The 25479-nt window shown below is 64.1% G+C and carries 26 protein-coding genes; 9 read left to right on the top strand and 17 right to left on the bottom strand.

Translation table 11 applies throughout. The annotated features are described in order from the left end of the window. Positions 1–72 precede the first annotated feature (72 nt). Complete coding sequence (locus tag FJ974_RS04440) at positions 73–1011, top strand: tyrosine recombinase XerC (RefSeq protein ID WP_140539130.1); 939 nt, start codon at positions 73–75, stop codon at positions 1009–1011. 298 nt (positions 1012–1309) lie between these two features. Further along, entirely contained in the window at positions 1310–2359 is a 1050-nt protein-coding gene (locus tag FJ974_RS04435; RefSeq protein WP_140539129.1) for a TraB/GumN family protein, read from the top strand. Between the two features lie 721 nt (positions 2360–3080). Here the strand turns inward: FJ974_RS04435 and lpdA are convergent. The 13 genes from lpdA to FJ974_RS04370 form a co-directional block, all read right to left on the bottom strand. Further along, on the bottom strand, positions 3081–4487 hold the full coding sequence (lpdA, locus tag FJ974_RS04430; protein WP_140539128.1) for a dihydrolipoyl dehydrogenase: 1407 nt from the start codon (positions 4485–4487) through the stop codon (positions 3081–3083). A gap of 23 nt (positions 4488–4510) precedes the next feature. Beyond that, on the bottom strand, positions 4511–5266 hold the full coding sequence (locus tag FJ974_RS04425) for an SDR family oxidoreductase (RefSeq protein ID WP_140539127.1): 756 nt from the start codon (positions 5264–5266) through the stop codon (positions 4511–4513). Next, positions 5263–5775: a hypothetical protein gene (locus tag FJ974_RS04420; RefSeq protein WP_140539126.1), complete on the bottom strand. Its 513-nt coding sequence runs from the start codon at positions 5773–5775 to the stop codon at positions 5263–5265. The genes FJ974_RS04425 and FJ974_RS04420 overlap by 4 nt, the downstream gene beginning before the upstream one ends. 34 nt (positions 5776–5809) lie before the next feature. Beyond that, entirely contained in the window at positions 5810–7123 is a 1314-nt protein-coding gene (gene odhB, locus FJ974_RS04415) for a 2-oxoglutarate dehydrogenase complex dihydrolipoyllysine-residue succinyltransferase (RefSeq protein WP_140539125.1), read from the bottom strand. An 83-nt stretch (positions 7124–7206) separates the two neighbouring features. Then, positions 7207–10194 carry a 2-oxoglutarate dehydrogenase E1 component gene (locus tag FJ974_RS04410; RefSeq protein ID WP_140539124.1) on the bottom strand — a complete coding sequence of 996 codons (2988 nt, stop codon included), beginning with the start codon at positions 10192–10194 and terminating at the stop codon, positions 7207–7209. 145 nt (positions 10195–10339) lie between these two features. Beyond that, positions 10340–11242, bottom strand: coding sequence for a succinate--CoA ligase subunit alpha (gene sucD, locus FJ974_RS04405; RefSeq protein WP_140539123.1), 903 nt, complete (start codon positions 11240–11242; stop codon positions 10340–10342). A gap of 49 nt (positions 11243–11291) precedes the next feature. Further along, positions 11292–11669 carry a cupin domain-containing protein gene (locus tag FJ974_RS04400; protein WP_140539122.1) on the bottom strand — a complete coding sequence of 126 codons (378 nt, stop codon included), beginning with the start codon at positions 11667–11669 and terminating at the stop codon, positions 11292–11294. A 1-nt stretch (position 11670) separates the two neighbouring features. Next, positions 11671–11904 carry a hypothetical protein gene (locus FJ974_RS04395; protein WP_140539121.1) on the bottom strand — a complete coding sequence of 78 codons (234 nt, stop codon included), beginning with the start codon at positions 11902–11904 and terminating at the stop codon, positions 11671–11673. 52 nt (positions 11905–11956) lie between these two features. Beyond that, positions 11957–13150 carry an ADP-forming succinate--CoA ligase subunit beta gene (gene sucC / locus FJ974_RS04390; protein ID WP_140539120.1) on the bottom strand — a complete coding sequence of 398 codons (1194 nt, stop codon included), beginning with the start codon at positions 13148–13150 and terminating at the stop codon, positions 11957–11959. Positions 13151–13181: 31 nt separating this feature from the next. Beyond that, complete coding sequence (gene mdh / locus FJ974_RS04385; protein ID WP_140539119.1) at positions 13182–14150, bottom strand: malate dehydrogenase; 969 nt, start codon at positions 14148–14150, stop codon at positions 13182–13184. Between the two features lie 484 nt (positions 14151–14634). Next, positions 14635–15840, bottom strand: coding sequence for a cell division protein ZapE (gene zapE / locus FJ974_RS04380; RefSeq protein ID WP_140539118.1), 1206 nt, complete (start codon positions 15838–15840; stop codon positions 14635–14637). A gap of 59 nt (positions 15841–15899) precedes the next feature. Then, complete coding sequence (locus tag FJ974_RS04375) at positions 15900–16439, bottom strand: AprI/Inh family metalloprotease inhibitor (protein ID WP_140539117.1); 540 nt, start codon at positions 16437–16439, stop codon at positions 15900–15902. A gap of 191 nt (positions 16440–16630) precedes the next feature. Further along, positions 16631–17068, bottom strand: coding sequence for a hypothetical protein (locus tag FJ974_RS04370; protein ID WP_140539116.1), 438 nt, complete (start codon positions 17066–17068; stop codon positions 16631–16633). A 193-nt stretch (positions 17069–17261) separates the two neighbouring features. On the opposite strand from FJ974_RS04370, the gene FJ974_RS04365 reads away from it, so the two are divergent. From FJ974_RS04365 to FJ974_RS04340, 6 genes are all read left to right on the top strand, one after another. After that, positions 17262–17423: a DUF1328 family protein gene (locus tag FJ974_RS04365; RefSeq protein WP_140539115.1), complete on the top strand. Its 162-nt coding sequence runs from the start codon at positions 17262–17264 to the stop codon at positions 17421–17423. 139 nt (positions 17424–17562) lie between these two features. Then, the gene (gene dapF / locus FJ974_RS04360) at positions 17563–18447 is read left to right on the top strand and encodes a diaminopimelate epimerase (RefSeq protein WP_140539114.1); all 885 of its coding nucleotides are present in this window, start codon (positions 17563–17565) and stop codon (positions 18445–18447) included. Beyond that, on the top strand, positions 18447–19751 hold the full coding sequence (mtaB, locus tag FJ974_RS04355; protein WP_140539113.1) for a tRNA (N(6)-L-threonylcarbamoyladenosine(37)-C(2))-methylthiotransferase MtaB: 1305 nt from the start codon (positions 18447–18449) through the stop codon (positions 19749–19751). The genes dapF and mtaB overlap by 1 nt, the downstream gene beginning before the upstream one ends. Positions 19752–19764: 13 nt before the next feature. Next, the gene (ftsY, locus tag FJ974_RS04350; RefSeq protein WP_140539112.1) at positions 19765–21366 is read left to right on the top strand and encodes a signal recognition particle-docking protein FtsY; all 1602 of its coding nucleotides are present in this window, start codon (positions 19765–19767) and stop codon (positions 21364–21366) included. Positions 21367–21428: 62 nt separating this feature from the next. Then, complete coding sequence (locus FJ974_RS04345; protein ID WP_140539111.1) at positions 21429–22088, top strand: septation protein A; 660 nt, start codon at positions 21429–21431, stop codon at positions 22086–22088. A gap of 84 nt (positions 22089–22172) precedes the next feature. Then, positions 22173–22703: an NADPH-dependent FMN reductase gene (locus FJ974_RS04340; protein ID WP_140539110.1), complete on the top strand. Its 531-nt coding sequence runs from the start codon at positions 22173–22175 to the stop codon at positions 22701–22703. Between the two features lie 84 nt (positions 22704–22787). Here FJ974_RS04340 and FJ974_RS04335 read toward each other — a convergent pair whose 3' ends face one another. The 4 genes from FJ974_RS04335 to FJ974_RS04320 all read right to left on the bottom strand — a co-directional run bounded on the left by FJ974_RS04335 (position 22788) and on the right by FJ974_RS04320 (position 24995). Next, positions 22788–23084: a helix-turn-helix domain-containing protein gene (locus tag FJ974_RS04335; RefSeq protein ID WP_140539109.1), complete on the bottom strand. Its 297-nt coding sequence runs from the start codon at positions 23082–23084 to the stop codon at positions 22788–22790. Further along, a complete protein-coding gene (locus FJ974_RS04330) occupies positions 23081–23437 on the bottom strand; it encodes a type II toxin-antitoxin system RelE/ParE family toxin (RefSeq protein ID WP_226891472.1) in 357 nt (118 codons plus the stop codon). The genes FJ974_RS04335 and FJ974_RS04330 overlap by 4 nt, the downstream gene beginning before the upstream one ends. 400 nt (positions 23438–23837) lie before the next feature. After that, positions 23838–24044, bottom strand: coding sequence for a tautomerase family protein (locus tag FJ974_RS04325; RefSeq protein WP_140539108.1), 207 nt, complete (start codon positions 24042–24044; stop codon positions 23838–23840). Between the two features lie 30 nt (positions 24045–24074). Then, entirely contained in the window at positions 24075–24995 is a 921-nt protein-coding gene (locus FJ974_RS04320) for an SMP-30/gluconolactonase/LRE family protein (protein ID WP_140539107.1), read from the bottom strand. Positions 24996–25285: 290 nt separating this feature from the next. On the opposite strand from FJ974_RS04320, the gene FJ974_RS04315 reads away from it, so the two are divergent. Then, the gene (locus tag FJ974_RS04315; protein ID WP_140539106.1) at positions 25286–25453 is read left to right on the top strand and encodes a hypothetical protein; all 168 of its coding nucleotides are present in this window, start codon (positions 25286–25288) and stop codon (positions 25451–25453) included. Positions 25454–25479: the final 26 nt, after the last annotated feature.

The following is a 25479-nucleotide window of genomic DNA, read 5'->3' as shown; positions in this document are numbered from 1 at the left end:
AACGCCCTGGGCCCGCCATTTCAATGATCGCCTCTTCACCGCTTCCTAACCTCAGTGCCGGAAAATGGCGCCATGCAGGAATTCCTCATCCCGGCAAAGCCAGACCTCCAGGCAGCGCGCGAAACCTGGCTGAAGATGCTGGCGCGCGAGCGCCGGCTGTCGCCCGAAACGGTCGAGGCCTATGAGCGCGACACCCGCCAGTTCCTCAACTTCCTGACCGGCCATTGCGGTGGTCCGCCCGGTATCTCGGACATCGCCGACCTGCGGCCGGCCGATCTGCGCGGCTTTCTTGCCACGCGCCGGGCCGGCGGCGCCGGCGCCCGCACGCTCGGCCGCGGCCTTGCCGGCATCCGCTCGCTGCTGCGCTTTCTCGAACGGCGGGGCCTCGTCAATGCCGCGGGTGCCGCGGCGCTGCGCGCCCCGCGCCAGCCGAAGTCATTGCCGAAACCGTTGACGGCGAGCGACGCAAAACAGGTCGTAGCGGTGGAAGGCCAATTGGCGGAAGAGCCGTGGATTGCCGCCCGCAACGCTGCCGTGCTCACCCTCCTCTACGGCTCCGGCCTGCGCATCTCGGAAGCGCTCGGCCTGGCCGGCGCCGACCTCGCCTCCGAGGCCGACACGGTGCTGCGCGTCACCGGCAAGGGCGGCAAGACGCGGCTGGTGCCGGTGCTGCCGGTGGCGCTGCGGGCAGTTGCCGAATACCGCCGGCTCTGCCCTTACCATATCGATCCGAAGGGTCTCTTGTTTCGCGGCGCCCGCGGCGGCCCGCTCAACCCGGCCATCGTCCAGCGCGAGATGGCGAGGCTGCGCTCGGCGCTCAATCTGCCTCAGACGGCGACGCCGCACGCCTTGCGCCATTCCTTCGCCACGCACCTGCTTGGCCGCGGCGGCGACCTGCGCACCATCCAGGAACTGCTCGGCCACGCCAGCCTGTCGACCACCCAGATCTATACCGGCGTCGACACGGCAAGGCTGCTCGAAATCTACGAGCAGGCGCATCCGCGGGCGTGAAACCTCTGGGGTCATCCTGAGCCCTCCGGACTTCGTCATTCTAGGGCGAAGCAAGGAGCGAAGCGACGCGGTGCAGACCTTGGAATCCATTCCGTGGCCTCGGCCGTGGAGTGCAACGGTGCAGAATTCTGGACCGCAGCGGCGCTTTGAAGGCACGGAATGGATCCTCGGGTCTGCGCTGCGTCGCTTCGCTCCTTGCTCCGCCCGTGGATGACGAAGCGATAGGCTCACCGGACCAGAGACAATTTCATTCTCCCGATTAACCGTTTTGCCGCTTTTGGGTGTTAAGACGGCCGCCATGAAACGCGTCATCGCCATAGCCGACCGCGCTGCCCTGGTCTCGTTGAAGCTGCTCGCAGCGCTCAATGTCCTGTTTTTCCTGTCTTTCCTCATCGTCCTGCTGGTAGCCGGCAGGGCGCATGCCGAGGCCTGCGCCGGCACCGATCTGCTGGCGGCCTTGCAAAAGAGCGATCCCGCCGCCTTCAAGAAGGTCGAGACCGAGGCCGCCGCCGTTCTCAACGGCAAGGGCCTGTTGTGGAAGCTTGAGAAACCCGGCGAAAAGCCGTCCTATCTGTTCGGCACCATGCACATGACCGACGCGCGCGTCACCACGCTGCCGCCCATGGCGCAGAAGGCTTATGACGGTGCCGATACCGTCATCATCGAAACCACCGAAGTGCTGGACAAGCGCAAGATGATGGCCGCGGTCGCCGCCGAGCCGGGCCTGATGATGTTCACCGACAACACGACGCTGTCGTCGCTGCTGTCGCCGCAGGATGCGGCGGTGCTGAACAAGGGGCTCGATGCGCGCGGCATCCCGCCTTCGACCGTCGCCAAAATGAAGCCGTGGATCCTGTCGACCATGCTGGCGCTGCCGGCCTGCGAGGTGGCGCGGCAGACCGCCGGAGCCCCGGTGCTGGACGTGAAGCTGGCTCAAGAGGCGAAGGCAAGCGGCAAGACGATCGAGGGTCTTGAGACCGTCGCCGATCAACTGCGCGCCATGGCTTCGCTGCCGCTTGCCTTCCATATGAAGGGACTGGTCGAGACCGTGAAGCTCGGCGATAAAGTGAACGACGTCAACGAGACGATGATCGCCCTCTACCAAAGAGGCGACATCGGCATGATTGTGCCGTTGTTCAAGGTCGCCATTCCCGAACAGGCCGAAGACTACGCCGAATTCGACCAGACCATGATCCTCAGCCGCAACAAGGTGATGGCCGACCATGCCGCGCCAATCCTGGCCAGGGGCAATGTATTCATGGCGGTCGGCGCCATGCATTTGCCCGGTCCAGACGGGCTGGTCGAGGATTTCCGTAAAGCGGGGTATATTGTTACCGCCGTCAACTGAGTCGCCTTGCGGCTGTCGGACCTAAAGCGCGGGGTTTTCAACGTTTTTTCGCTCCCTCGCGTGAAACCGATTGCAGCACTGCGCGTTGATGGCTGGTTGTTTGATACCTTTAATTCAAGGAGGACACGTTTTATGGCGAACCCCAACGACCCCTTCACCCCTCCCAACACGCCTCCCTCGTCGAGCGGTGGCGGCGGCAGCGGATGGCTGATCGCCCTTGTTGTCATTATCCTGGCCGTTGTTGCGTATTATGTCTTTGGCAGAAGCGGCGGCGAGCACGCTCCGACACCCGCCCAGCCGCCGGCCGCCAGCACGCCGGCCCCGGCGCCCGCGCCGACGATGAAACCCGCCGAGCCGGCCCCGGCGACGCCTGCTCCGGCGCCTGCAAAGCCAGCCCCGGCACCCGCGCCAGCACCCGCCCCGGCACCCGCGCCCGCGCCGGCACCAACACCCGCGCCGGCTAAGTAATCACGCACAGCTTTCAACGACAAACGGCCCGCCGAAAGGCGGGCCGTTCTGTTTTCGCCGCAACCGCGCCTTCGTCATCCTCGGGCTTGACCGAGGATCCATGCCATGACCGTTGCCGTGGGACGCAACGGTGCAGAATTCTGAATCGCAGCAGCGCCTTGATGTAACGGCATGGATCCTATGGTCTGCGCCGCGTCGCTCCGCTCCTTGCTCCGCCATAGGATGACGAAGTTCGGGGTTGCGGCGCACTGCCTTAAATATGGATCGGTTTGAAGAATGTGGCCAACGCCGCTTCCTTCACCGCTTCCGACATCGTCGGATGCGCATGGCAGGTGCGGGCGAGATCTTCGGACGAGCCGCCGAACTCCATCAGCACCGCCGCCTCGTGGATCATCTCGCCGGCGCCGAAGCCGACGATGTGGACGCCAAGCACGCGGTCGCTTTGTTTGTCGGCCAGGATCTTGACGAAACCGTCGGTGTGCAGCATGGCGCGCGCCCGGCCGTTGGCGCTGAACGGAAATTTGCCGGCCTTGTAGTCGATGCCGGCCTTCTTCAATTCCTCTTCGGTCTTGCCGACCGAAGCGATTTCCGGGCTGGTGTAGACGACGCTCGGGATGACGTCGTAATTCACGTGGCCGGCCTGGCCGGCGATCGTCTCGGCCACCGCCACGCCCTCGTCCTCGGCCTTGTGCGCCAGCATAGGCCCGGCGATGACGTCGCCGATGGCGTAGATGCCGGGCACATTGGTCCGCAAATGCCCGTCGGTCTTGACCCGGCCGCGTTCGTCCACTTCGACGCCCGCCTCCTTCAAGCCGAGACTGTCGGCATAGGGGCGGCGGCCGGTGGCGACCAGCACCATGTCCGCCTCGATGGTTTCAGCAGCACCCCCTTTCACCGGCTCGAAGGTGACGCTGGCGCCCTTCTTGGCCTTGGCGACGCCGGTGACCTTGGCGCCGAGCTTGAACTCGAAACCCTGCTTGGACAGCATCCGCTGGAATTGCTTCGCCACCTCGCCGTCCATGCCGCCGAGGATGGTGTCGAGGAACTCGACCACAGTGACCTTGGCGCCGAGCCGCGACCAGACCGAGCCGAGCTCCAGCCCGATGACGCCGCCGCCGACCACCACGAGGCTGGCTGGCACCTTGGCCAGCGACAGCGCACCGGTGGAAGAGACGATCACCTTCTCGTCGAAATCGACCTTGACGCCGGGGATGCCGGCGACATCAGAGCCGGTGGCGATGACGATGTTCTTCGTCTCGATCTCCTCGACCTTGCCGTCCTCGCCGGTCACCGACACCTTGCCGGCGCCGACCACCTTGCCGGTGCCGCGGAAAGAATCGATCTTGTTCTTCTTGAACAGGAAGGCGACGCCGTTGACGTTCGACGCGACGGTCGTGTCCTTGTGCGCCATCATCTTCTTCAAATTGAGCTTCGGCGCGCCGACCTCGATGCCCAGTGCGTCGAAGGCATGGCCGGCTTCCGCGAACATCTCGGAGGCGTGAAGCAGCGCCTTCGACGGGATGCAGCCGATGTTGAGGCAGGTGCCGCCGAAGGTGGCGTTCTTCTCGACCACCGCGGTCTTCAGGCCGAGCTGTGCCGCCTTGATGGCGCAGACATAGCCGCCCGGTCCCGATCCGATGATTACGACGTCATAAGCCATGATCTTATCCCTTTTGGTGGCGCCTACCGGCCGCCGCTTACGCTCAGGATCGCGCCCGTTACATAGGAGGCCGCGTCCGACAGAAGATAGAGAACCGCGCCGGCGACCTCGTCGGCCGTGCCTGCCCGCCTCATCGGCAGCATGTCCTGCATGCGCGCCACGCGATCCGGCTGTCCGCCGGAGGCATGGATCTCGGTTTCGGTAATGCCGGGGCTGACCGCATTGACGCGAATGCCCTCCAGCGCGACCTCACGCGCCAGCCCGATGGTCAGCGTGTCGATCGCGCCCTTCGAGGCGGCGTAGTCGACATATTCGCCCGGCGAGCCCAGCCTGGCGGCAGCCGAGGAAATGTTGACGATGGCGCCGCCCTTGCCGCCATGGCGCGTCGACATGCGCTTCACCGCTTCGCGGGCGCAGAGGAAAGAGCCGACGATGTTGATGCGCATCATGCGCTCCAACCGCGCACTGCTCATCTCGTCGACGCGCGCCTTGACGTCGACGATGCCGGCATTGTTGGCGAAAGCGTCGAGCCGGCCGAAGGCTTTGTCCACGGCGTCGAACACCGCCACCACGTCGGCTTCGATACCGATGTCGCCCTTGACCGCAAAAGCTTCGCCGCCCGCCGCTTCGAGTTCGGCAATAAGCGCCTCGGCTGCTGGCTGGTTGGAGACATAGTTGACCGCGATCCGATACCCGGCCTTGCTCGCCTGCCGGCAGATGGCCGCGCCGATGCCGCGGCTGCCGCCGGTGACCAGCAGCGTCTTTTTCTCGGCGCTCATTCCTGGCAGCCTTTCAGCACGAAGATGTCCCACGGCACTTTGGAGAAGCCGGCGGGACCATAGGCCGCCGACATTTCGAGCGACGGCCCGAGATCGGGAAAGATCAGACTTTTCGGCGCATCGGCGCCCTCGGCCGGCAGCAGCCCGATGCTGCCCTTGTCATCGGCGCTGTAGATGACGCCTTCCCACACCGTGCAGGCGGCGAGCTCGTCGCCGGTGACATCGCCGGTCGGGCATTTGTACATCAGCGAGCCATGCGGCCGTCCGGCGTCACCTTCGGTCCACATGGCGATGCCGTCGAGCACGGTGTTGTTGTCGAGAATCATGCGGAACGTATTGGTGATCGTCGCCGAGGTGCCGGTTGGGATGAAATCGATCTCGGCGCCGCTTTTCGCCTCGCCATAGACGGCGAGCCGGATCGGGCAGGCGGCATTGGCGTTGGCTGCCACGAGAGCCACACCGGCCGCAAGTGCGACCGGTTTCGCGGCAGCAAGCAGACGGGCCTTCATTCGCCGCTCCGGCCGCGAGCCGCCATGGGTCACCTTACAGGTCGAGCACCAGCCGCTCGGGATCCTCCAGGCTTTCCTTGACACGCACCAGGAAGGTCACCGCTTCCTTGCCGTCGACGATGCGGTGATCGTAGCTCAGCGCCAGGTACATCATCGGCCTGATCACGATCTGGCCGCCGACCACCACCGGCCGCTCCTGGATCTTGTGCATGCCGAGGATGCCGGACTGCGGCGCATTGAGGATCGGCGTCGACATCAGCGAGCCATAGACGCCGCCGTTGGAGATGGTGAAAGTGCCGCCCTGCATGTCGGCTACCGACAGCTTGCCGTCGCGCGCGGCCAGCCCCAGCCGGCCGATCTCCTTCTCGATCTCGGCTATTCCCATCCGGTCGGCGTCGCGCACCACCGGCACGACGAGGCCCTTTTCGGTGCCGACGGCGACGCCGACATGGGCAAAATTCTTGTAGATGATGTCGGTGCCGTCGATCTCGGCGTTGACCGCCGGAATTTCCTTCAGCGCATGCGTCACCGCCTTGGTGAAGAAGCCCATGAAGCCGAGCTTGACGCCGTGCTTCTTCTCGAACACGTCCTTGTATTTGGTCCTGAGCGCCATCACCGCGCTCATGTCGACCTCGTTGAAGGTGGTCAGCATGGCGGCGGTCGACTGCGCCTCCTTCAGCCGACGCGCGATGGTCTGCCTGAGCTTGGTCATGCGCACGCGCTCTTCGCGCGGCGCATCCTCAGCCGGAGACGGCGCCCGCGCGGCAACGGGCGCCGGTGCCGCTTTCGGCGTCTCGGCCGGCTGCGACGGCGCACCCCTGGCGATCGCGTCGAGCACATCGCCCTTCAGCACCTGGCCGCGCTTGCCTGTGCCGGTGATCTGGTCGACGGAGAGATTGGCTTCGGCGATGAGCTTGGCCGCGGACGGCGCCGGCGGCATGGTGCGCTGCTCGATCGGGCCGGCATCGCCAGCGATCTTGGCGGTCTCCGCCGCCGCCTGCTTAATGGTGGAGGCGGCGTCCGGGCTTGAGGCCTGCGCCACCGCCTGCGGCTTGGTCGCCGGCGGTGCCTCGGGCTTGGCGGCCGCTGCTTCAGGCTTGGCGGCTCCGCCACCGGCCGAAATCGAACCGAGCAGCGCGCCGACATTGACCGTCTCGCCTTCCTTGACGGCGATCTCGGCCAGCGTTCCGGCGCCGGCGGCAGGCACCTCCACCGTCACCTTATCGGTCTCGAGCTCGACCAGCGGCTCGTCGGCGGCGATCGCGTCGCCGACCTTCTTGAACCACTTGCCGACGGTCGCCTCGGTGACGGATTCGCCGAGTGTGGGGACGCGGATTTCGGTAGCCATTGTGCCTGTCCGTTCTCTTCTCTGCTTGAGATCTGTTCGTCCGAATTGCCTGTTCGCCGAGCCCGCTTATTCGCCCAACCTGCTTACTCGCCAAGCGCGTCGTCGAGCAAGGCGGCGAGCTGGCCGAGATGCTTCGACATCAGGCCGGTCGCCGGCGAAGCTGCGGCCGGACGGCCGGTGTAGCGCACCCGCTGATGCTTGGCGTCGATATGCGCCAGCACCCATTCCAGATACGGATCGATGAACGACCAGGCGCCCATGTTCTTGGGCTCCTCCTGGCACCACACCATCTCGGCGTTGCGGAAACGCGACAGTTCGGTGATCAGCGCCTTGGCCGGGAACGGATAGAGCTGCTCGACGCGCAGCAAATAGATGTCGTTGATGCCGCGCTTTTCGCGCTCCTCGTAGAGGTCGTAATAGACCTTGCCCGAGCACAGCACGACGCGGCGGATCTTGGAATCCTTGGTGAGCTTGATCGCCTGGTTTTGCAGCAGCTGCGCGTCGTCCCACAGCAGCCGGTGGAACGAGCTTTCGCCCGACATTTCAGGCAGCGTCGATACCGCCCGCTTGTGGCGCAGCAGCGACTTCGGCGTCATCAGGATCAGCGGCTTGCGGAAGTCGCGCTTCAACTGCCGGCGCAGGATGTGGAAATAGTTAGCCGGCGTCGTGACGTTGGCGACCTGCATATTGTCTTCGGCGCAGAGCTGCAGGAAGCGCTCGAGCCGCGCCGACGAATGCTCCGGACCCTGGCCTTCATAGCCATGCGGCAACAGGCAGACGAGGCCCGACATTCTGAGCCACTTGCGTTCGCCCGACGAGATGAACTGGTCGAACACCACCTGGGCGCCGTTGGCGAAGTCGCCGAACTGCGCTTCCCACAGCGTCAGCGCCTTCGGCTCGGCCAGGCTGTAGCCATATTCGAAGCCCAGCACCGCCTCTTCCGACAGCATCGAGTTGATCACTTCGTAGCCCGCCTGCGCCGCCGACAGATTGTTGAGCGGAATGTAGCGGGTTTCGTCGTTCTGGTCGTAGAGCACCGAATGACGCTGCGAGAAGGTGCCGCGTTCGGAATCCTGGCCGGAGAGCCGGATCGGATTGCCGTCGAGCAGGATGGCGCCAAAGGCAAGCGCTTCTGCCGTCGACCAGTCGATGCCCTCGCCCGATTCGATCGCCTGGCGGCGGTTCTCGAGGAAGCGCAGGATCGTCTTGTGCGCCTCGAAATCCTTCGGCACCTCGGTCAGCTTCTTGCCGATTTCCTTCAGCGTCTTGACCGGCACGGCGGTCTTGCCGCGCCGCTGTTCGTCCTGGTTGTCGGCCGTGCGCAGGCCGGACCAGGCGCCGTCGAGCCAGTCGGCCTTGTTGGGCTTGTAGTGCTGGCCGACTTCCCACTCCGATTCCAGATGCGCGCGCCAGTCGGCTTTCATCTTGTCGAGTTCGGCCTGGGTGAGGTGGCCCTCGGCGATCAAGCGCTCGCCATAGATCTGCACCGTCGTCTTGTGGGCGCGGATGTTGCGATACATGATCGGCTGGGTGAAGGACGGCTCATCGCCCTCATTGTGGCCGAAGCGGCGATAGCAGAACATGTCGACCACCACCGGCTTGTGGAACTTCATGCGGAATTCGGTCGCGACTTTCGCGGCGTGCACCACCGCTTCCGGATCGTCGCCGTTGACGTGGAAGATCGGCGCCTCGATCATCTTGGCCACATCCGACGGATAGGGCGACGAGCGCGAGAAGCGCGGATTGGTGGTGAAGCCGATCTGGTTGTTGATGATGAAATGCAGCGTGCCGGCGACACGGTGGCCGCGCAGGCCCGACAGGCCGAGGATTTCGGCGATCACGCCCTGGCCGGCAAAGGCGGCGTCGCCGTGCAAAAGCAGCGGCAGCACCTTGGCGCGCTCCGACAGCGGCACCACCTCGCCGCGCTCGCGGCCGGCGAACTGATCCTGCTTGGCGCGCGCCTTGCCCATCACCACCGGGTCGACGATTTCCAGATGCGAAGGGTTGGCGGTCAGCGAAAGATGCACCTTGTTGCCGTCGAATTCGCGGTCCGAAGAGGCCCCGAGATGGTACTTGACGTCACCCGAGCCCTCGACCTCATCGGGCGCGGCCGAACCGCCCTTGAACTCGTGGAAGATGGCGCGGTGCGGCTTGGCCATCACCTGGGAGAGCACGTTGAGGCGGCCGCGATGCGCCATGCCGAGCACGATCTCCTTCAGCCCGAGCTGGCCGCCGCGCTTGACGATCTGCTCCAGCGCCGGGATCAGCGATTCGCTGCCGTCGAGGCCGAAGCGCTTGGTGCCCTTGTACTTGACGTCGATGAACTGCTCGAAGCCCTCGGCCTCGACCAGCTTCTGCAGGATCGCCTTCTTGCCGGTGGCGGTGAAGGTGATCTCCTTGTCGGCGCCCTCGATGCGCGCCTGTATCCAGGCCTTCTCCTCGGGATCGGAGATGTGCATGAACTCGACGCCGAGCGTCGAACAATAGGTGCGGGTGAGTATCTCCAGCATCTGCCGGATGGTGCCGAATTCCAACCCCAGCACATTGTCGAGGAAGATCGGCCGGTCGTAATCGGCTGCGGTGAAGCCGTAATTTTCCGGCGACAATTCGTTATAGTCCTCGAGCGGCTTGGCGATGCCGAGCGGATCGAGATGGGCGTGCAGATGGCCGCGCATGCGGTAGGCGCGGATCATCATGATGGCGCGCACCGAATCGCGCGTCGCCTGGTGCACGTCGGCGTCCGAAAGCGCAGCACCGTTGACGACGGCCTTTTCCTTGACCTTCTTTTCGATCGCCTTTTCGACCAGGCCCCAATTGCCGTCGAGCGCCGACACCAATTCGCCATTGGACTGCAGCGGCCAGGATGGCTTTGCCCAAGACGCGCCGGTGGCGTTCTTGCGGACATCGCCGGCGTCGTCCTTCAGCGCCGCGAAGAAATCCCGCCACTCCGGATCGACCGAGGCCGGATCGTCCTCATAGGCGGCATAGAGCGCGTCGATATAATCGGCATTGCCGCCATAGAGGAAAGAGGTGAGCGAGAATTGGTCGTTGGCCTGATCTTGTCTTGCCATGTCGTTTCAGCGGAGCCTGACTCCGTCTCCTTTTTAGGGAGTAGTGAGTAGGCAGTAGTGAGTAGAAAGATAAAAATCCCCGCTCAGCTGCTGCTCGCCCGTTCGTCCCTTTTTCACTACTGACTACTGCCTACTCACTACTGCCTTAACCTTTGATCGCCTCGACCAGCGTCGTGCCGAGCCGAGCCGGCGATGGCGAAACTTTTATCCCGGCCGATTCCATGGCCGCGATCTTGTCTTCCGCGCCGCCCTTGCCGCCGGAGATGACGGCGCCCGCATGGCCCATGGTGCGGCCGGCCGGCGCGGTGCGCCCGGCGATGAAGCCCGCCATTGGTTTCTTGCGGCCGCGCTTCGCTTCGTCCTTGAGGAACTGCGCAGCGTCTTCCTCGGCCGAGCCGCCGATCTCGCCGATCATGATGATCGACTTGGTCTCGTCGTCGGCGAGAAACATCTCCAGCACGTCGATGAACTCGGTGCCCTTGACCGGGTCGCCGCCGATGCCCACCGCGGTGGTCTGGCCGAGGCCGACATTGGTGGTCTGGAAGACTGCCTCATAGGTAAGCGTTCCCGAGCGGGAAACAACGCCGACCGAGCCCTTGCGGAAGATGTTGCCCGGCATGATGCCGATCTTGCATTCGTCGGGTGTCAGCACGCCCGGGCAGTTCGGGCCGATCAGCCGCGAGGTCGAGCGGTCGAGCCGCGCCTTGACCTTGACCATGTCCATCACGGGAATGCCCTCGGTAATGCAGACGATCAGCGGGATCTCGGCCTCGATCGCCTCGATGATGGCTTCGGCAGCACCCGCCGGCGGCACATAGACGACCGAGGCGTTGGCGCCGGTCATTGCCCTGCCTTCGGCGACAGTGGCGAAGATCGGCAGGCTCTCGCCCTTGGCGCCGGCCCAGGTCTCGCCGCCCTTCTTCGGATGGATGCCGCCCACCATCCTGGTGCCGTGATAGGCGAGCGCCTGCTCGGTGTGGAACGTGCCGGTCTTGCCGGTCAGGCCCTGCACCAGCACCTTGGTATTCTTGTCGACGAGAATGGACATGGAAGCCCTTTTTAAAAACCGTTGATCGAGGAAAATTGCACGGCCATGGTCAGAGCCGCTTCAGGTCGGTGACGGTGAGGTCGCTCTTGGCATTGCCGGTGTTCAGCGTCGTCGCCGGCTCGAACATCAGCACCACCGGCTCCGCAGTCAGCGAGCGCGGGCGGTGCTCAACCCCACGCGGCACGACGATGAAATCGCCCTCGCCGAGCTCGACCGGCCCGTCGCGGAAATCGATGGCGATGCGGCCGCGCAGCACGAGGAAGGCTTCGTCCTCATGCTCATGCGCATGCGCATGCCAGTCGAAGACCTCGCCGAACTTGGCGACCTTGGCCTGGCTATCATTGACGTCGCCGGCGATATGCGGATCGAAGACCTTGGTGATCTTCGCGTCCGCCGCCTCGACCAGGTTTATCTTGCGCGGGGGCATCCTACGATTTCCGCCCTTGAAATTCTGACTTCAGTTCGCGTAGCACGCCTACAATCTCTCGATTTGTCTCGACGAGTTCACGAATAGCCGCCGCATTGTCGTGCCCGGCGAGTTCGCGCGCCCGCACATATTGCTTGAGTGTGACAAGACCCCAAATCCAGATCACCAGGAAAACTGCCAGCGGCAACCAAGCGATGATGTATCCAAGCAAGCTCTGAGTGACGTCCTGTTCCACCCGTATTCTCCAGCTCAGTTCACGCTGAGAGCCACGATCGTCATGGGCCACACTATCCCTTCACCGCCGCCACGATCTTCTTGGCCGCGTCGTCGAGATCGTCGGCCGACACGACGTTCAGTCCGCTGTCGTTGATGATCTTCTTGCCGAGTTCGGCATTGGTCCCTTCCAGACGCACCACCAGCGGCACCTTCAGCCCGACTTCCTTGACCGCGGCGATGACGCCCTCGGCGATGACGTCGCATTTCATGATGCCGCCGAAGATGTTGATCAGGATGCCTTCGACCGCCGGATCCTTGGTGATGATCTTGAACGCCGCCGTGACCTTTTCCTTCGAGGCGCCGCCGCCGACGTCGAGGAAGTTAGCCGGCTCAGCACCATAGAGCTTGATGATGTCCATCGTCGCCATGGCGAGGCCGGCGCCGTTGACCATGCAGCCGATATTGCCGTCGAGCGCGACATAGGCGAGATCGTATTTCGACGCCTCGATCTCCTTCTCGTCCTCTTCGGTGGTATCGCGCAATTCCATTACGTCGGGGTGACGGAACAGCGCGTTGTTGTCGAACGAGACTTTCGCGTCGAGCACGCGCAGATGCCCGTCCTTCATGACGATCAGCGGATTGACCTCAAGCAGGCTCATGTCCTTCTCGACGAAGGCCTTATAGAGGATCGGGAACAGCGTGCCGCCGTCGCTGGCCGCGTCGCCGTCGAGCTTCAGCGCGTCGTTGAGCCTCTTCACGTCATTCGCCGTCACGCCTTTTTCGGGATCGATGGCGACGGTGATGATCTTTTCCGGCGTGTCGTGCGCCACCGCCTCGATGTCCATGCCGCCCTCGGTTGAGACCACGAAGGCGACGCGGCCGACCGAGCGGTCGACCAGGATCGACAGATAGAGCTCGCGCTCGATGTCGGCGCCGTCCTCGACATAGAGGCGGTTGACCTGCTTGCCGGCAGGTCCCGTCTGCTTGGTGACCAGCGTGTGGCCGAGCATCTCGTTGGCGTTGGCGACCACTTCCGCCGCCGACTTCGCCAGCCGCACGCCGCCCTTGGCGTCGGGGCCGAGCTCCTTGAACTTGCCCTTGCCGCGGCCGCCGGCATGGATCTGGCTCTTCACCACATAGAGCGGGCCGGGCAGCGCTTGTGCCGCGGCCTCCGCCTCGCTTGCCTTGAACACCGGCACGCCTTCGGCCACCGGAGCGCCGAAGCTCTTCAGCAGCGCCTTGCCCTGATATTCATGGATGTTCATGCGCTTGGTCTCCGGAACGATGTTGGGCGGTTTACTTGCCGGCGAGTTGCGGGGCGATCTTGACGCAGGCCTCGGTGAGGCCCTGCACGGCTGCCACCGAGGAGTCGAACATCTTCTGCTCGGCCTTCGACAGGTCGATCTCGATGACGCGCTCGACGCCGCCGGCGCCGATCACCACGGGAACGCCGACATAGGTGTTCTTCACCCCATACTGGCCGGAGAGGTGCGCGGCGCAGGGCAGCACGCGCTTCTTGTCCTTGAGGTAGGATTCGGCCATGGCAATCGCCGAAGCGGCCGGCGCGTAATAGGCCGAGCCGGTCTTGAGCAGGCCGACGATCTCGGCGCCGCCGTCCCGGGTGCGCTGCACGATCTGGTCGAGCTTCTCCTTCGAGGTCCAGCCCATTTTGACAAGGTCGGGCAGCGGAATGCCGGCCACCGTCGAATAACGGATCATCGGTACCATGCTATCGCCGTGACCGCCGAGCACGAAGGCGGTGACGTCCTCGACCGAGACCTTGAACTCCTCGGCCAGGAAATAGCGGAAACGCGAGCTATCCAGCACGCCGGCCATGCCGACGACATGGCTGTGCGGCAGGCCGGAGAACTTCTGCAGCGCCCACACCATGGCGTCGAGCGGGTTTGTGATGCAGATGACAAAGGCCTTCGGCGCGTATTTCTTCAAGCCGGCGCCGACCTGCTCCATGACCTTGAGGTTGATGCCGAGCAGATCGTCGCGGCTCATGCCGGGCTTACGCGGCACGCCGGCGGTGACGATGCAGACATCCGCGCCCTCAATGCCGGCATAGTCGTTGACGCCTGTCAGCCTGGCATCGAACCCGTCGACCGGCGACGACTGCGCGATATCGAGACCCTTGCCCTGCGGAATGCCCTCGGCGATATCGAACAGCACCACGTCGCCGAGATCCTTGAGGCCGATCATATGGGCGAGCGTGCCGCCGATCATGCCCGAGCCGATGAGCGCTATCTTGTTGCGTGCCATGTCAGGATGTTTTCCCTTTGTGTGTGACCGTGCCGTGAAGGGGGCCGAGGAGGCTGGAATGCTGCGGGAACCGCGAGATTTAGCCGCACCCATAGCTCCGGTGCGGAATAAATTCAATCGATTATTTCAACCCCAGTATTTTCAATCGGTTAGATAGATTTTGGATTACGTAAACGTCAAAATTTGTAAGCCGACTTGGGAGAATTTATCGCATCAACGTGGAAACCGGAAGGCTATATCCCGGTGATGACGCCGTTGTGATGCTGGCTCCAAATCTCCCCCTTGAGGGGGAGATGTCGCCGAAGGCGACAGAGGGGGGTCGCCGCGCGTGGAGCACCGACCTCTTCTTTGGCGACGCGCAGGGGGCGTTGGCGCCTTATGTGAGACGACCCCCTCTGGCCTGCCGGCCATCTCCCCCTCAGGGAGGGAGATTGGCCGTCGCGCCGGGTTTCGCCAATCTCAAACGATGCGGAAGAGTAACGAACTATATTCCCTGGGCCTGCGCCTGCTTCGCTTCGGCCGGCTCAGCCTCCTGCCGTTCCGCCCAGTCTTCCAGCCAGTCGCGGCTTTGCATCTCGATCAGCCGCGAGGCGGTACGCTCGAATTCGAACGCCTCGTTGCCGCGCCTGGCGGTGTAGAGCCCTTCCGGTGGCGCCTCGGCGCTCATCACCAGCCGCACGTGGTGATCGTACAGCGTGTCGATCAACAGGATGAAGCGCTTGGCCTCGTTGCGCTTGCCTTCGCCCAGCACCGGCACATGGTCGATGAAGACGGTCGAGAAGCGGCCGGCGATCGCCAGGAAGTCGCGCGCGCCGAGCGGCTTTTCGCACAGGTCGGCAAAGGAAAAGCGCGCAGCATCGCCGGCGGCGCGCGGCACGATGAGCTGGCGGCCTTTCAGCGTCAGCGTCACCTGTGCCGTCGGCTTGCCGCGCGTCATTTCCTTCCAGGCCTCGTCGAGCGCGCGGTCGGCCGCCTCGTCGGCCGGCATGACATAGACCGGCAGGCGATTGAGCTTTTCCTGCCGGTAATCCTTTTCGGCATCCAGCGTCAGCACCTCGGCATTGCGCTCCAGCAGTCTGATGAAAGGCACGAACAGCTGGCGGTTCAGCCCGTCGCGATAAAGGTTTTCAGGCGCGACATTGGAGGTGGCAACCAGCACCACGCCATTGGCGAACAGCGCCGAAAACAGCCGCGACAGGATCATCGCGTCGGCGATATCGGTGACCGAGAACTCGTCGAAGCACAGCACCCAAGCCTCGTCGGCAAGTGCGCGCGCCACCGGCGGGATCGGATCGTCTTCCCTGACATCGCCGTTCTTGCGCGCTGCCCGGTGCTTCTGGATGCGATCCTGCACATCGGCCATGAAATCGTTGAAATGAACGCGGCGCTTGCGCCTGGCCGGCAGCAATTCGAAAAAAATGTCCATCAGCATGGTCTTGCCGCGGCCGACGCCGCCATGGATGTAAAGGCCCCTGACCGTCTCGCGCGGCTGCCTGCTGCGCGCGAACAGCCAGCCCAGCGCGCTCGATTTGTGCGCCAGCCTTTTTGCGGAGATCTCGTCGGTCAGCCTGTCCAGCGCGGCGACGACACGCTCCTGCGCCGGGTCGCGCTCGACCGCGCCGGTCTCGACCAGATGGTCGTAGCGTTGCCTGACGGTCGCATGGGTCTGGAGGCCGTCACGCAGATGCATCGGTCACGTCGTTCCAGCGGTTTTCCCGCCGCAATTGCGTAGAAAAGGGCGGTTTCGCTCTACCTTGTAAGCGAGATCGGCAGGCCGGTGGAAGTCTGGCCATCGAACTTTTCGCCGCCCGAGGAGTAGAGCCTGGCCAGCGTGCCGCCATTCTCGTCATAGAGCGTCAGCTGCTTGCCGGCGACGTTCCACGATTTGATGCCGTCGAGCGGGGCCGGGCAGTGCAGCGGACCGGCGCGATAGCCGGCGCCGAATTTGGTCTGCGGCGTCGCCACCTTGCAACCCTGGCCGGAAACGCTGGCGTTCCACACGCCGGCGACGCTGGCCGCGGTCAGGTCCGCGGCACCGGCGGGCGCCGAGCCGTTCGGCGGCAGCGAGGCAACCTGCGTGTTCTTCGGCGCGGTCGGAAATTGCGACGGGTCGGTGGTGCCGGGGGCGGTGGGCGGCGGCAGCTGGTTTTGCGTCACCGAGCCGGAGGGCGCCGGCGTGAGCGGCGCCGGCTGCTGGTCGTCCATCGACGAGAACCGCGAGGTTGAACAGCCGCTCGCAACGAGCGCGGCCAGCGATACGGCCACAAGACCAGTCCGTGAAAAAATCATTCCAACCTCCGTCGGAGCCGGCCCGGGGGTGCCGTCCGCGCAATCTCCCTCACCAAGATGGAGAAGGTGGCAGAATTTCAACCCGATATGGTTAAAATAGGGTTTTCGGAGCCGCTGTTGCAAATTTATCGCAGCGAAGGGCGGCACCTGAACGGCACCAATATGCTGCCTAAAGACTTGAAACATCGACATTATATCCGCGCGCTCGGCACGAACACGTAGCCATCCGGACCGACGATGTAGCATTCACGCAGGCCGTGCGGCTTGTCGATCGTGCCGGCAAGCACGATGTAGCCGGATGCGGCTGCCTTTTTCTCGACTTGATCCGGATCGGCGCCATAGAGGCGCAGCTCGATGCCGGCACCGCGGGTCTCGGCGCCGGTGATGACGCCGGTCATCGGATTGTCGAGATAGGAATGGTCCGCATGCAGCATGAACACCGAGCCCAGAAGCTCGATCGCCGCGAAATCCTCATCAGCATAGGTGATGCGCGCGCCGAGCACATCGCGGCAGAAGCCTTCCATCGCCGCCATGTCGGTCACCAGAAGGTTGACGCCCAGCCCGTGCGGCAGCGAGCGGCCGAAATCCTCGGCCTTCATCCATGGGGTCCTGGTCCGTTTCATTGCCATGCTGTTACCTCTTCCGCACCCGATCCTAGAACGAAGCGGCACGATGACCTTGGCATTCCGCTGGCAAATGCTTGCACCAGTGCGCCGTTTTTGCATCGCGCGCAGCGGAGGGTCGGGCACGCCGGCGGCTTCCAAGGAACCCAAGCCGACAAAACGCGTTGAACTCGCAGCGCAATTCCGCTGGGAGCTTTCCATGATCAGATGGATCATCATCCTTCTCATTATCGCCGCCGCTGCGAGCCTGCTCGGCATGCCGGTTCTGGCCGGCGCCGCCGCCATGGGCGCGCGCATCCTCATCGGTATCGTGCTGATCCTGTTCCTGCTGCTCGTGCTCGGCGTCTTCGCGGTAACCTAAGCTCGGCGTCTTCGCCGTGGCTAGGTCCGGCGTCATCGCCGTGGCCAGGTCCGGCGCCTTCGCCGTGAGGCGGCCGCACTGGTAATTCCCGCCCGTTTCCGCCATATAGCGCCAAACAGATATGGATTGACCGGGTTAGATGGCAGGCACGGCCCCCTTCGCCAAGATGAACGGTATCGGCAATGAGATCATCGTTGCCGATATGCGCGGTCGTGCCGACCGGGTCACGCCGGCGGCGGCGATCGCGCTCAATGCCGACGCCGCGACGAAGTTCGACCAGATCATGGCGATCCATGACGCAAGAACGCCAGGCACCGCCTATTATGTCGATATCCTGAATTCCGACGGATCGGGCGCGCAGGCCTGCGGCAACGGCATGCGCTGCGTCGTCCAGGCGCTCGCCGCCGAGACCGGGCAGAAGACCTTCACCTTCGAGACCCGGGCCGGCATCCTCAACGCCAGGGAACATGCCGACGGCACGATCTCGGTCGACATGGGCAAGCCGCGCTTCGGCTGGCAGGAGATACCGCTTGCCGAAGAGTTCCGCGACACCCGCATGATCGAATTGCAGATCGGCCCGATAGATGCGCCGGCGCTGCATTCGCCCTCGGTCGTCTCGATGGGCAACCCGCACGCCATCTTCTGGGTCGACCGCGATGTCTGGTCCTATGAGCTCGACCGCTTCGGCCCGCTGCTTGAAAACCATCCGATCTTCCCCGAGCGCGCCAACATCACGCTTGCCCAGGTTACCTCACCCGACAGCATGGTCATCCGCACCTGGGAGCGCGGCGCCGGCCTTACCAAGGCCTGCGGCTCGGCCGCTTGCGCCGCCGTCGTTGCCGCCGCCCGCACCAGGCGCACCGGCCGCAGCGTGTCGCTGATGACGCCCGGCGGCGGTTCGCTGCATGTCGAATGGCGCGACGACGACCATGTCATCCTCACCGGTGCTGCCGAATGGGAATTTTCCGGCAGTTTCGACCCCTCGACCGGTGCCTGGGCCCGCGACACCGAAAGCGCCGCCTGATGTCCGCGCCGGCCAACTCCAGGGGCATCGACGTCGTCACCTTCGGCTGCCGGCTGAACACCTATGAATCGGAAGTAATGCGCCGCGAAGCCGAAAGCGCCGGCCTCGGCGCGCTTAAGGGCGGCGCCGTCATCTTCAACACCTGTGCCGTCACCGCCGAAGCGGTGCGCCAGGCCAGGCAGGCGATCCGCAAGGCGCGCCGCGAGAATCCTGAAGCGCGCATCATCGTCACCGGCTGTGCCGCGCAGACCGAGCCGCAGAATTTCGCCGCCATGGACGAGGTCGATCTCGTCCTCGGCAATGAGGAGAAGCTCAAGGCGAACTCCTATCGCGCGCTGCCGGACTTCGGCGTCAACGACACCGAGAAGGCGCGCGTCAATGACATTTTCTCGGTGCGTGAGACAGCAAGTCATATGGTCGACGCCATCGAAGGGCGGGCGCGCGCCTTCGTCCAGGTGCAGAACGGCTGCGACCATCGCTGCACCTTCTGCATCATCCCCTATGGCCGCGGCAATTCGCGCTCGGTGCCGATGGGCGCCGTGGTCGAGCAGGTCAAGCGGCTGGCCGGCAACGGCTATGCCGAGATCGTGCTGACCGGCGTCGACATGACGAGTTTCGGCGCCGATCTGCCGGGCAGCCCGAAGCTCGGCAAGCTGGTGAAGACAATCCTGCGTCAGGTGCCGGACGTGAAGCGCCTGCGGCTGTCCTCCATCGATTCCATCGAGGCCGACGACGACTTGCTCGAGGCGATCGCCACCGAGCCCAGGCTGATGCCGCACCTGCATCTGTCGCTGCAGTCCGGCGACGACATGATCCTCAAGCGTATGAAGCGCAGGCATTTGCGCGACCAGTCGATTCGCTTCTGCGAGGACGTGCGCAAGCTGCGCCCTGCAATCGTCTTCGGCGCCGACATCATCGCCGGCTTCCCGACCGAGACCGAGGCGATGTTTAAGAATTCGGAGAAAATCGTCGAGGAATGCGGCCTGACGCATCTGCATGTCTTCCCGTTCTCGCCCCGCGAAGGCACGCCCGCCGCGCGCATGCCGCAGGTCCGTCGCGAGGTGGTGAAGCAACGCGCAGCCAGACTGCGTGCCGCAGGCGAGGCCGCCTATCGTCGCCATCTGTCGTCGCTCTCCGGCACGAGGCAATCGATCCTGGTCGAGCGCGACGGGATAGGCCGCACCGAAGGGTTCACGCTCGCCGCGATCGACAGGGGCGCACCCGGGGAGATCGTCGATGCCATGATCACTGGTCACGACGGCGCCCGACTGAACGCGGCGCCGCTTGCCGCGCAAGCCGCCTGAGACTGCGAGACGCATGGCTGGTTTTTTCAAGAAGATATTTTCGTTCGGCAAGAAGGAAGTCGTCGAGGAGCGCGTCGACGAAACGGCTCCGCTGCCGCCGATCAAATGGGACGCGCTGGAGGCGCTGAAGCCGGCAGCCGAGGCAGCGCCTCAGCCGGTGCCCGAGGAACCAAAGCCGGAGCCCGCGCCGACCATCCCGCCGACGCCGGAGCCGGCCGTTCCGTCCGAACCGGAGCCGCTGCCGCAGCCCGAGCCGGAAGAAGAGCCGAAACCCGCGCCGGAGACCCCCGAGCCGCCGGTGCCGGAAGAGATTCCGGTGCCGCCCGCCGTTCCGGAGCCCACGCCAGAACCGCAGCCGCAAGAAGTGCCGCTACCTGTGCCTTCCGAGCCGGTGATCGTGCCGTCGCGGCCCGAGAGGCAGCCGCAACCCGCGCCCGTCGAGGTGCCGACGCCTTCCGAGCTCCCGGCTGAGCCGCCCGCACCCGAAATTCCCCCGGCCGAAGTTTCGCCGCCCATTCGCCAGCCAGCGCCGATCGAACCGCAGCCGATACGCGCTGAGATCGCGCCCGAGCCTGAGGCCGTGCCCACGCCGCAACCGCCCCCTGAACCAAAGCCGACGCCATCCGTCGGCAAGGTGACCGTCGCCAAGAAAGTCGAGCAGAAGGCCGAGCCGCAAAAGGCGCCGGAGCCAGTCCTTCGCCGCTCGTGGTTCCAGCGCATGCGCGACGGGCTCGCCCGGTCCTCGCGCGAACTCACCGGCAACATCGCCGGCGTCTTCACCCGGCGCAAGCTGGACGAAGACACGCTGCAGGACCTGGAGGACGTGCTGATCCGCGCCGATCTCGGCCTGGAGACGGCCTTGCGCGTCACCGATGCGCTGGCGTCCAGCCGCTACGGCAAGGATGTCTCCGACACGGAGGTCCGCGCCATCATGGCGGCCGAGGTGGAGAAGGTGCTGACCCCCGTGGCCCAGTCGCTGGAGCTGGACCTCAGCCACAAGCCGCATGTCATCCTGGTCGTCGGCGTCAACGGCACCGGCAAGACCACCACCATCGGCAAGCTGGCGGCCAAGCTGACCGATGGCGGCCTCAAGGTGATGCTCGCCGCCGGCGACACGTTCCGCGCCGCGGCGATCGAGCAGCTGAAAATCTGGGGCGAGCGCACGAAGTCGCCGGTCATCGCCTCGAAACTCGGCGCCGATGCCGCCGGCCTCGCCTACGACGCCTTCGAACGGGCAAAGGAAGCCGGTTCCGACGTGCTGATCATCGACACTGCCGGGCGGCTGCAGAATAAGACCGAGCTGATGGCGGAGCTGGAAAAGATAGTGCGCGTGTTGGGCAAGCTCGACCCGGAAGCGCCGCACACCGTGCTGCAGACGGTCGACGCCACCACCGGCCAGAATGCGCTGAACCAGGTCGAGATTTTCCGCAATGTCGCCGGCGTCAACGGCCTGGTGATGACCAAGCTGGACGGCACGGCGCGCGGCGGTATTTTGGTGGCGATCGCGGCCAAGCACAGATTGCCGGTCTATTTCATCGGCGTCGGCGAGCAGGTCGACGACCTCGAACCGTTTTCCGCCAGCGAATTCGCCAGGGCGATCGCCGGCGTGGCTTGAATAAAGCACGATCTCTTGAAACGGCCTGCTTTTTGGCCAGATCATGCGCAAGAAGGACCTTTATGAACATCCTCGAACGGGACCCGTCCGATCCACGCCGCAAGCCGATCAACCCCGGCCTGAAATTCCTGCTCGAACTGGGGCCGGGCCTGGTGTTCTTCTTCGTCAACATCCGCGGCGAATGGCTGGCCCAGAAATTTCCGGTACTGACCCATCTCGGTGACCCGATCCTGATCGCCACCGCCTTCTTCATGGTGGCGACCGCATTGTCGCTCAGCGTCTCCTGGCTGCTGATGCGCAGCCTGCCGCTGATGCCGCTGGTTTCCGGAATCGTCGTGTTCGGATTTGGCGCGCTGGCGCTCTATCTGCAGGACAAGACCTTCGCCTTCATGAAACCGACCATCATCAATTCGCTGTTCGGCGTCGCCCTGCTTGGCGGGCTCGCCTTCGGCCGGTCGCTGCTCGGCTATGTATTCGACACCGCCTTCCAACTCGATGCCGAAGGCTGGCGCAAGCTGAGCTTCCGGTGGGGGTTGTTCTTCCTGTTTCTCGCCGTTCTCAACGAGGTGGTATGGCGCAATTTTTCCGAGGAAACCTGGGTTTATTTCAAGGTCTGGGGCACGATCCCCATCACGCTGCTGTTCACTTTCAGCCAGATGCCGCTGATCATGCGTCATTCGCTGGAGGACAAGACCGTGAAGGAAGAGAAGGCCGGCAAGTAGGAAACCTCGCCTGCTGTCGGCGTGTGCGGTCCGACCCTGTGGTAGCATCTCGGAACGACTCACCCGTTCCGTCCGGTCTACTCCTTGTTCGAAATCCTCGCCATCTCCGGCAGCCTGCGCGCCGCCTCGACCAATTCGGCTCTCCTCGCGGCTCTTGCCGCGAATGCGCCTCCCGGTTGCCGGTTGACCGTCTTTGACGGGCTCGGCCGGCTGCCGATCTTCAACCCGGACGACGAGGGTGAACGGACGCCTGCGGAGGCCGCTCGGCTGATCGAAGCGGTCACTCGGAGCCACGGCGTCATCGTATCCTGTCCCGAATATGCCCATGGCGTGCCCGGCGGCATGAAGAACGCGCTCGACTGGCTGGTCTCGCGCGACGCCGCCGTCGGCAGGCCGGCCATGCTGGTGCATGCCTCGCCGCGCTCGCTCTACGCCCGCGCGGCACTCGCCGAGGTCATGCGCACCATGTCATTTGCGATGCATGAGGAGGCGCCGCTCGAGATTGCCCTGCTCGGCAAGAAGCCGCCGGAAGTGGAGTTGATATTGGCGGAGCAGGCGAACCGACGGGCGATGCGCGAGGCGGTGCAGGCTTTTGCCGATTTCATCCGGGCGTAAACATAACGTCGCCCTACGGCGACGAAGCGACGCGCGCAGACCCGTGACGTAGCACGGGTTGGTTGTTGATAGTGACCGCCCGGGTCAAGCCGCCTGCAAAGCCTTCTGAACGGCCTTCGGGGCTCGGTCGATGACCAGAAGATAGGCGCGAGTCGGCCCTTCCGGCTGGCGCGAACCCTGTTCCCAATGGCGCAGCGTATTGACGCTGAACCCGAACCGGCCCGCGAACTCTTCCTGCGTCATGTCGAGCTTCGTACGGATCGCCTTCACGTCGATACGTTCGGGCACATGAACGCGATAGGCGTTCGCGTCGGCCTTGCCATCGGTATAGGCCAGAGCTTCGTTCAGGCCGCGTCGAATGCTGTCGGCAACCTTGCTCATGATTTTCTCCTCTTGAATGCGTCCACCAGCATCGTGGTCATCTGGCGGAAGTCGTTCTTGTCCTGCCGGCTCAAATCGGCCCGCTCGTTCTTGGCGTAGGCGGTGAGCGCAAAGAGCGGCATGTCGGCATCGTGGTAGAAGTAGATCACCCGCGCGCCGCCGCGCTTGCCTCGCCCGTCCAGAGTCCACCGAACCTTGCGGATGCCGCCCGTCCCCTGAACGAGGTCGCCTGCCGTCGGATTGTGGGCCAGATAGTCCACCAGCAACGCGCGCTCGTCATCGCTCATAAGCTTGCGGGTCGCTGACAGGAATTCCGGTGTCTCCACGACGCTGACGGGAACCGCTTTCACCATGGTCAGCTACTACTCCAATGGGTCAGTCGATGCAATTCCAAAATATAACCCAGCGGACCATCTCCGCCCCACACACCTCGCCTTGCTCACTTAATGGACGGCGAAGCAGGCCCCCGTCCTGCTTCCCGGAACGGCGAGCGGTGGGTTGGAGGGGGAAACAGGTTTTGCCGGGAACCGCTTTCCTGCGGCCGCTTTGGCGGTGGTGGAGGAAAGTGGGCGAAGACCTGTTTGGGGGAGAGATGGCCGCGAGCAATGCGCTTCCGTTTCCGGCCGCAACGGATGTCGAGACTGTCAGCGGCGAGCTCACCGTTGGAGGGCGGGAACCGAAAAGTGAATGGTCAAATGGTGGGTGGCGAATGGGATGATGAATGGAACGGTGCTCCCGTACACCGCCGGCGTCCTACCCCTTCCTCCTCGTCTCGACATCCGTCTGACCCACATACCAGTCGCGGGCGTTGACCTCTTCGAAGACCACCCAGACATCGTCATTGCCGAGCCCGGTGGCTTCCATGATTGCCGAGGTCACTTTCCTTGCGATGTCGGCCTTCTTGCCTGCCGGATCGGCGGCGATCACTTCCTTGACGATGCGAATGTTGACGAACGGCATGACGTCCTCCTTCAATTTTTTGACCGCGGCTCAGTACGTCTTTGCCCCGTTGACCATCAGCCGCACCATGTAGAGCGAGGTGGTGCCGGCGATGTAGAGGCAGTTCAGCTTGTTGCCGCCGAAGACGCAGTTGGCGGTCACTTCCGGCACCTTGACCTTGCCGATCAGCGTGCCGTCGGGATCGTAGCAATGGATGCCGTCGGCAGCACTTGTCCAGATGCGCCCGTCGGAGTCGAGCCGGAAACCATCGAACAGGCCGGCGGTGCAGTCGGCGAAGACCTTGCCGCCGGAAATCTTCTTGCCGTGCTTGCCAACGTTGAACACCCGCATATGCGCAGGGTTCTGCGCTCCATGCGTGCGGCCGGTATCGACGACATAAAGCAGGCTTTCATCCAGCGAAAAGGCAAGCCCGTTCGGCCTGACCATGTCGGTGATGACGGCCTCCACCTCGCCCGAGTCCGGATCGACGCGGTAGACATTGCAGGCGCCGATCTCGCTCTCGGCCTTGTCGCCCTCATAGTCGGTGTCGATGCCGTAGCTTGGATCGGTGAACCAGATCGAGCCGTCAGAGCGCACCACCACGTCGTTGGGCGAGTTCAGCCGCTTGCCTTTCCACTTCTCGGCGAGCGTGGTGATCGAGCCGTCATGCTCGGTGCGGCTGACGCGGCGGCCCGAATGCTCGCACGTCACCAGGCGGCCCTCGCGGTCGACCGTGTTGCCGTTGGAATTGCCGGACGGCTCGCGGAACACGCTGACGTTGCCGTCGGTCTCGTCATAACGCAGCATGCGGTTGTTGGGGATGTCGGACCAGACGATATAGCGGCCGGCCGCGAACCAGGCCGGACCTTCCGCCCACCGGCAGCCGGTGAACAGTTTTTCCACATGCGCGCTGCCATTGAACAGGCGCGCGAAGCGCGGATCGAGAATTTCGTAAAAGTCGGCGGCCGCCATGCTTTTCCTCCCGGCATCGATTGACGGCGGATCAAGCCAGCCTGCGCGAGAGAAGGCAAGACGGAAAGGCTGCAATTTGTATGACAATATGGCGGGGAAAGACGTCCAAACGGCCGATGAGTGCGGCTTGACCGATAGCCCGGCTACGACGGCATTAACCCGCTATGCGTCACTTGCAATGCTGCGTTGCAACATCTTTCTTTTGCGGCGCACCATTCCTATGTCATGCTGGCAATCGATCTGGGAGGAACAACCAGCCGCGCCAACGCGGCAGATAAGGAACCTTCGTCATGATCTTCGACAATCTTGTCACCCGCGCCCGCACCAGCATCAGCAAGCGCCGTCACTACAACCGCCTCGTCGCCGAAATCGAGAACCTGTCGAGCCGCGACTTGGCCGACCTGCGCGCCGACCGCTCGGAAATGCTCTACCAGGTCCACAAGCAGATCTACGGCTGAGTTCTTCGGGGTTGCCCCTCACCCGG

Origin of the sequence: Mesorhizobium sp. B1-1-8 (assembly GCF_006442795.2) — a bacterium.
Taxonomy (GTDB): Bacteria; Pseudomonadota; Alphaproteobacteria; order Rhizobiales; family Rhizobiaceae; genus Mesorhizobium.
This window is presented reverse-complemented; position numbering and strand designations above follow the sequence as displayed.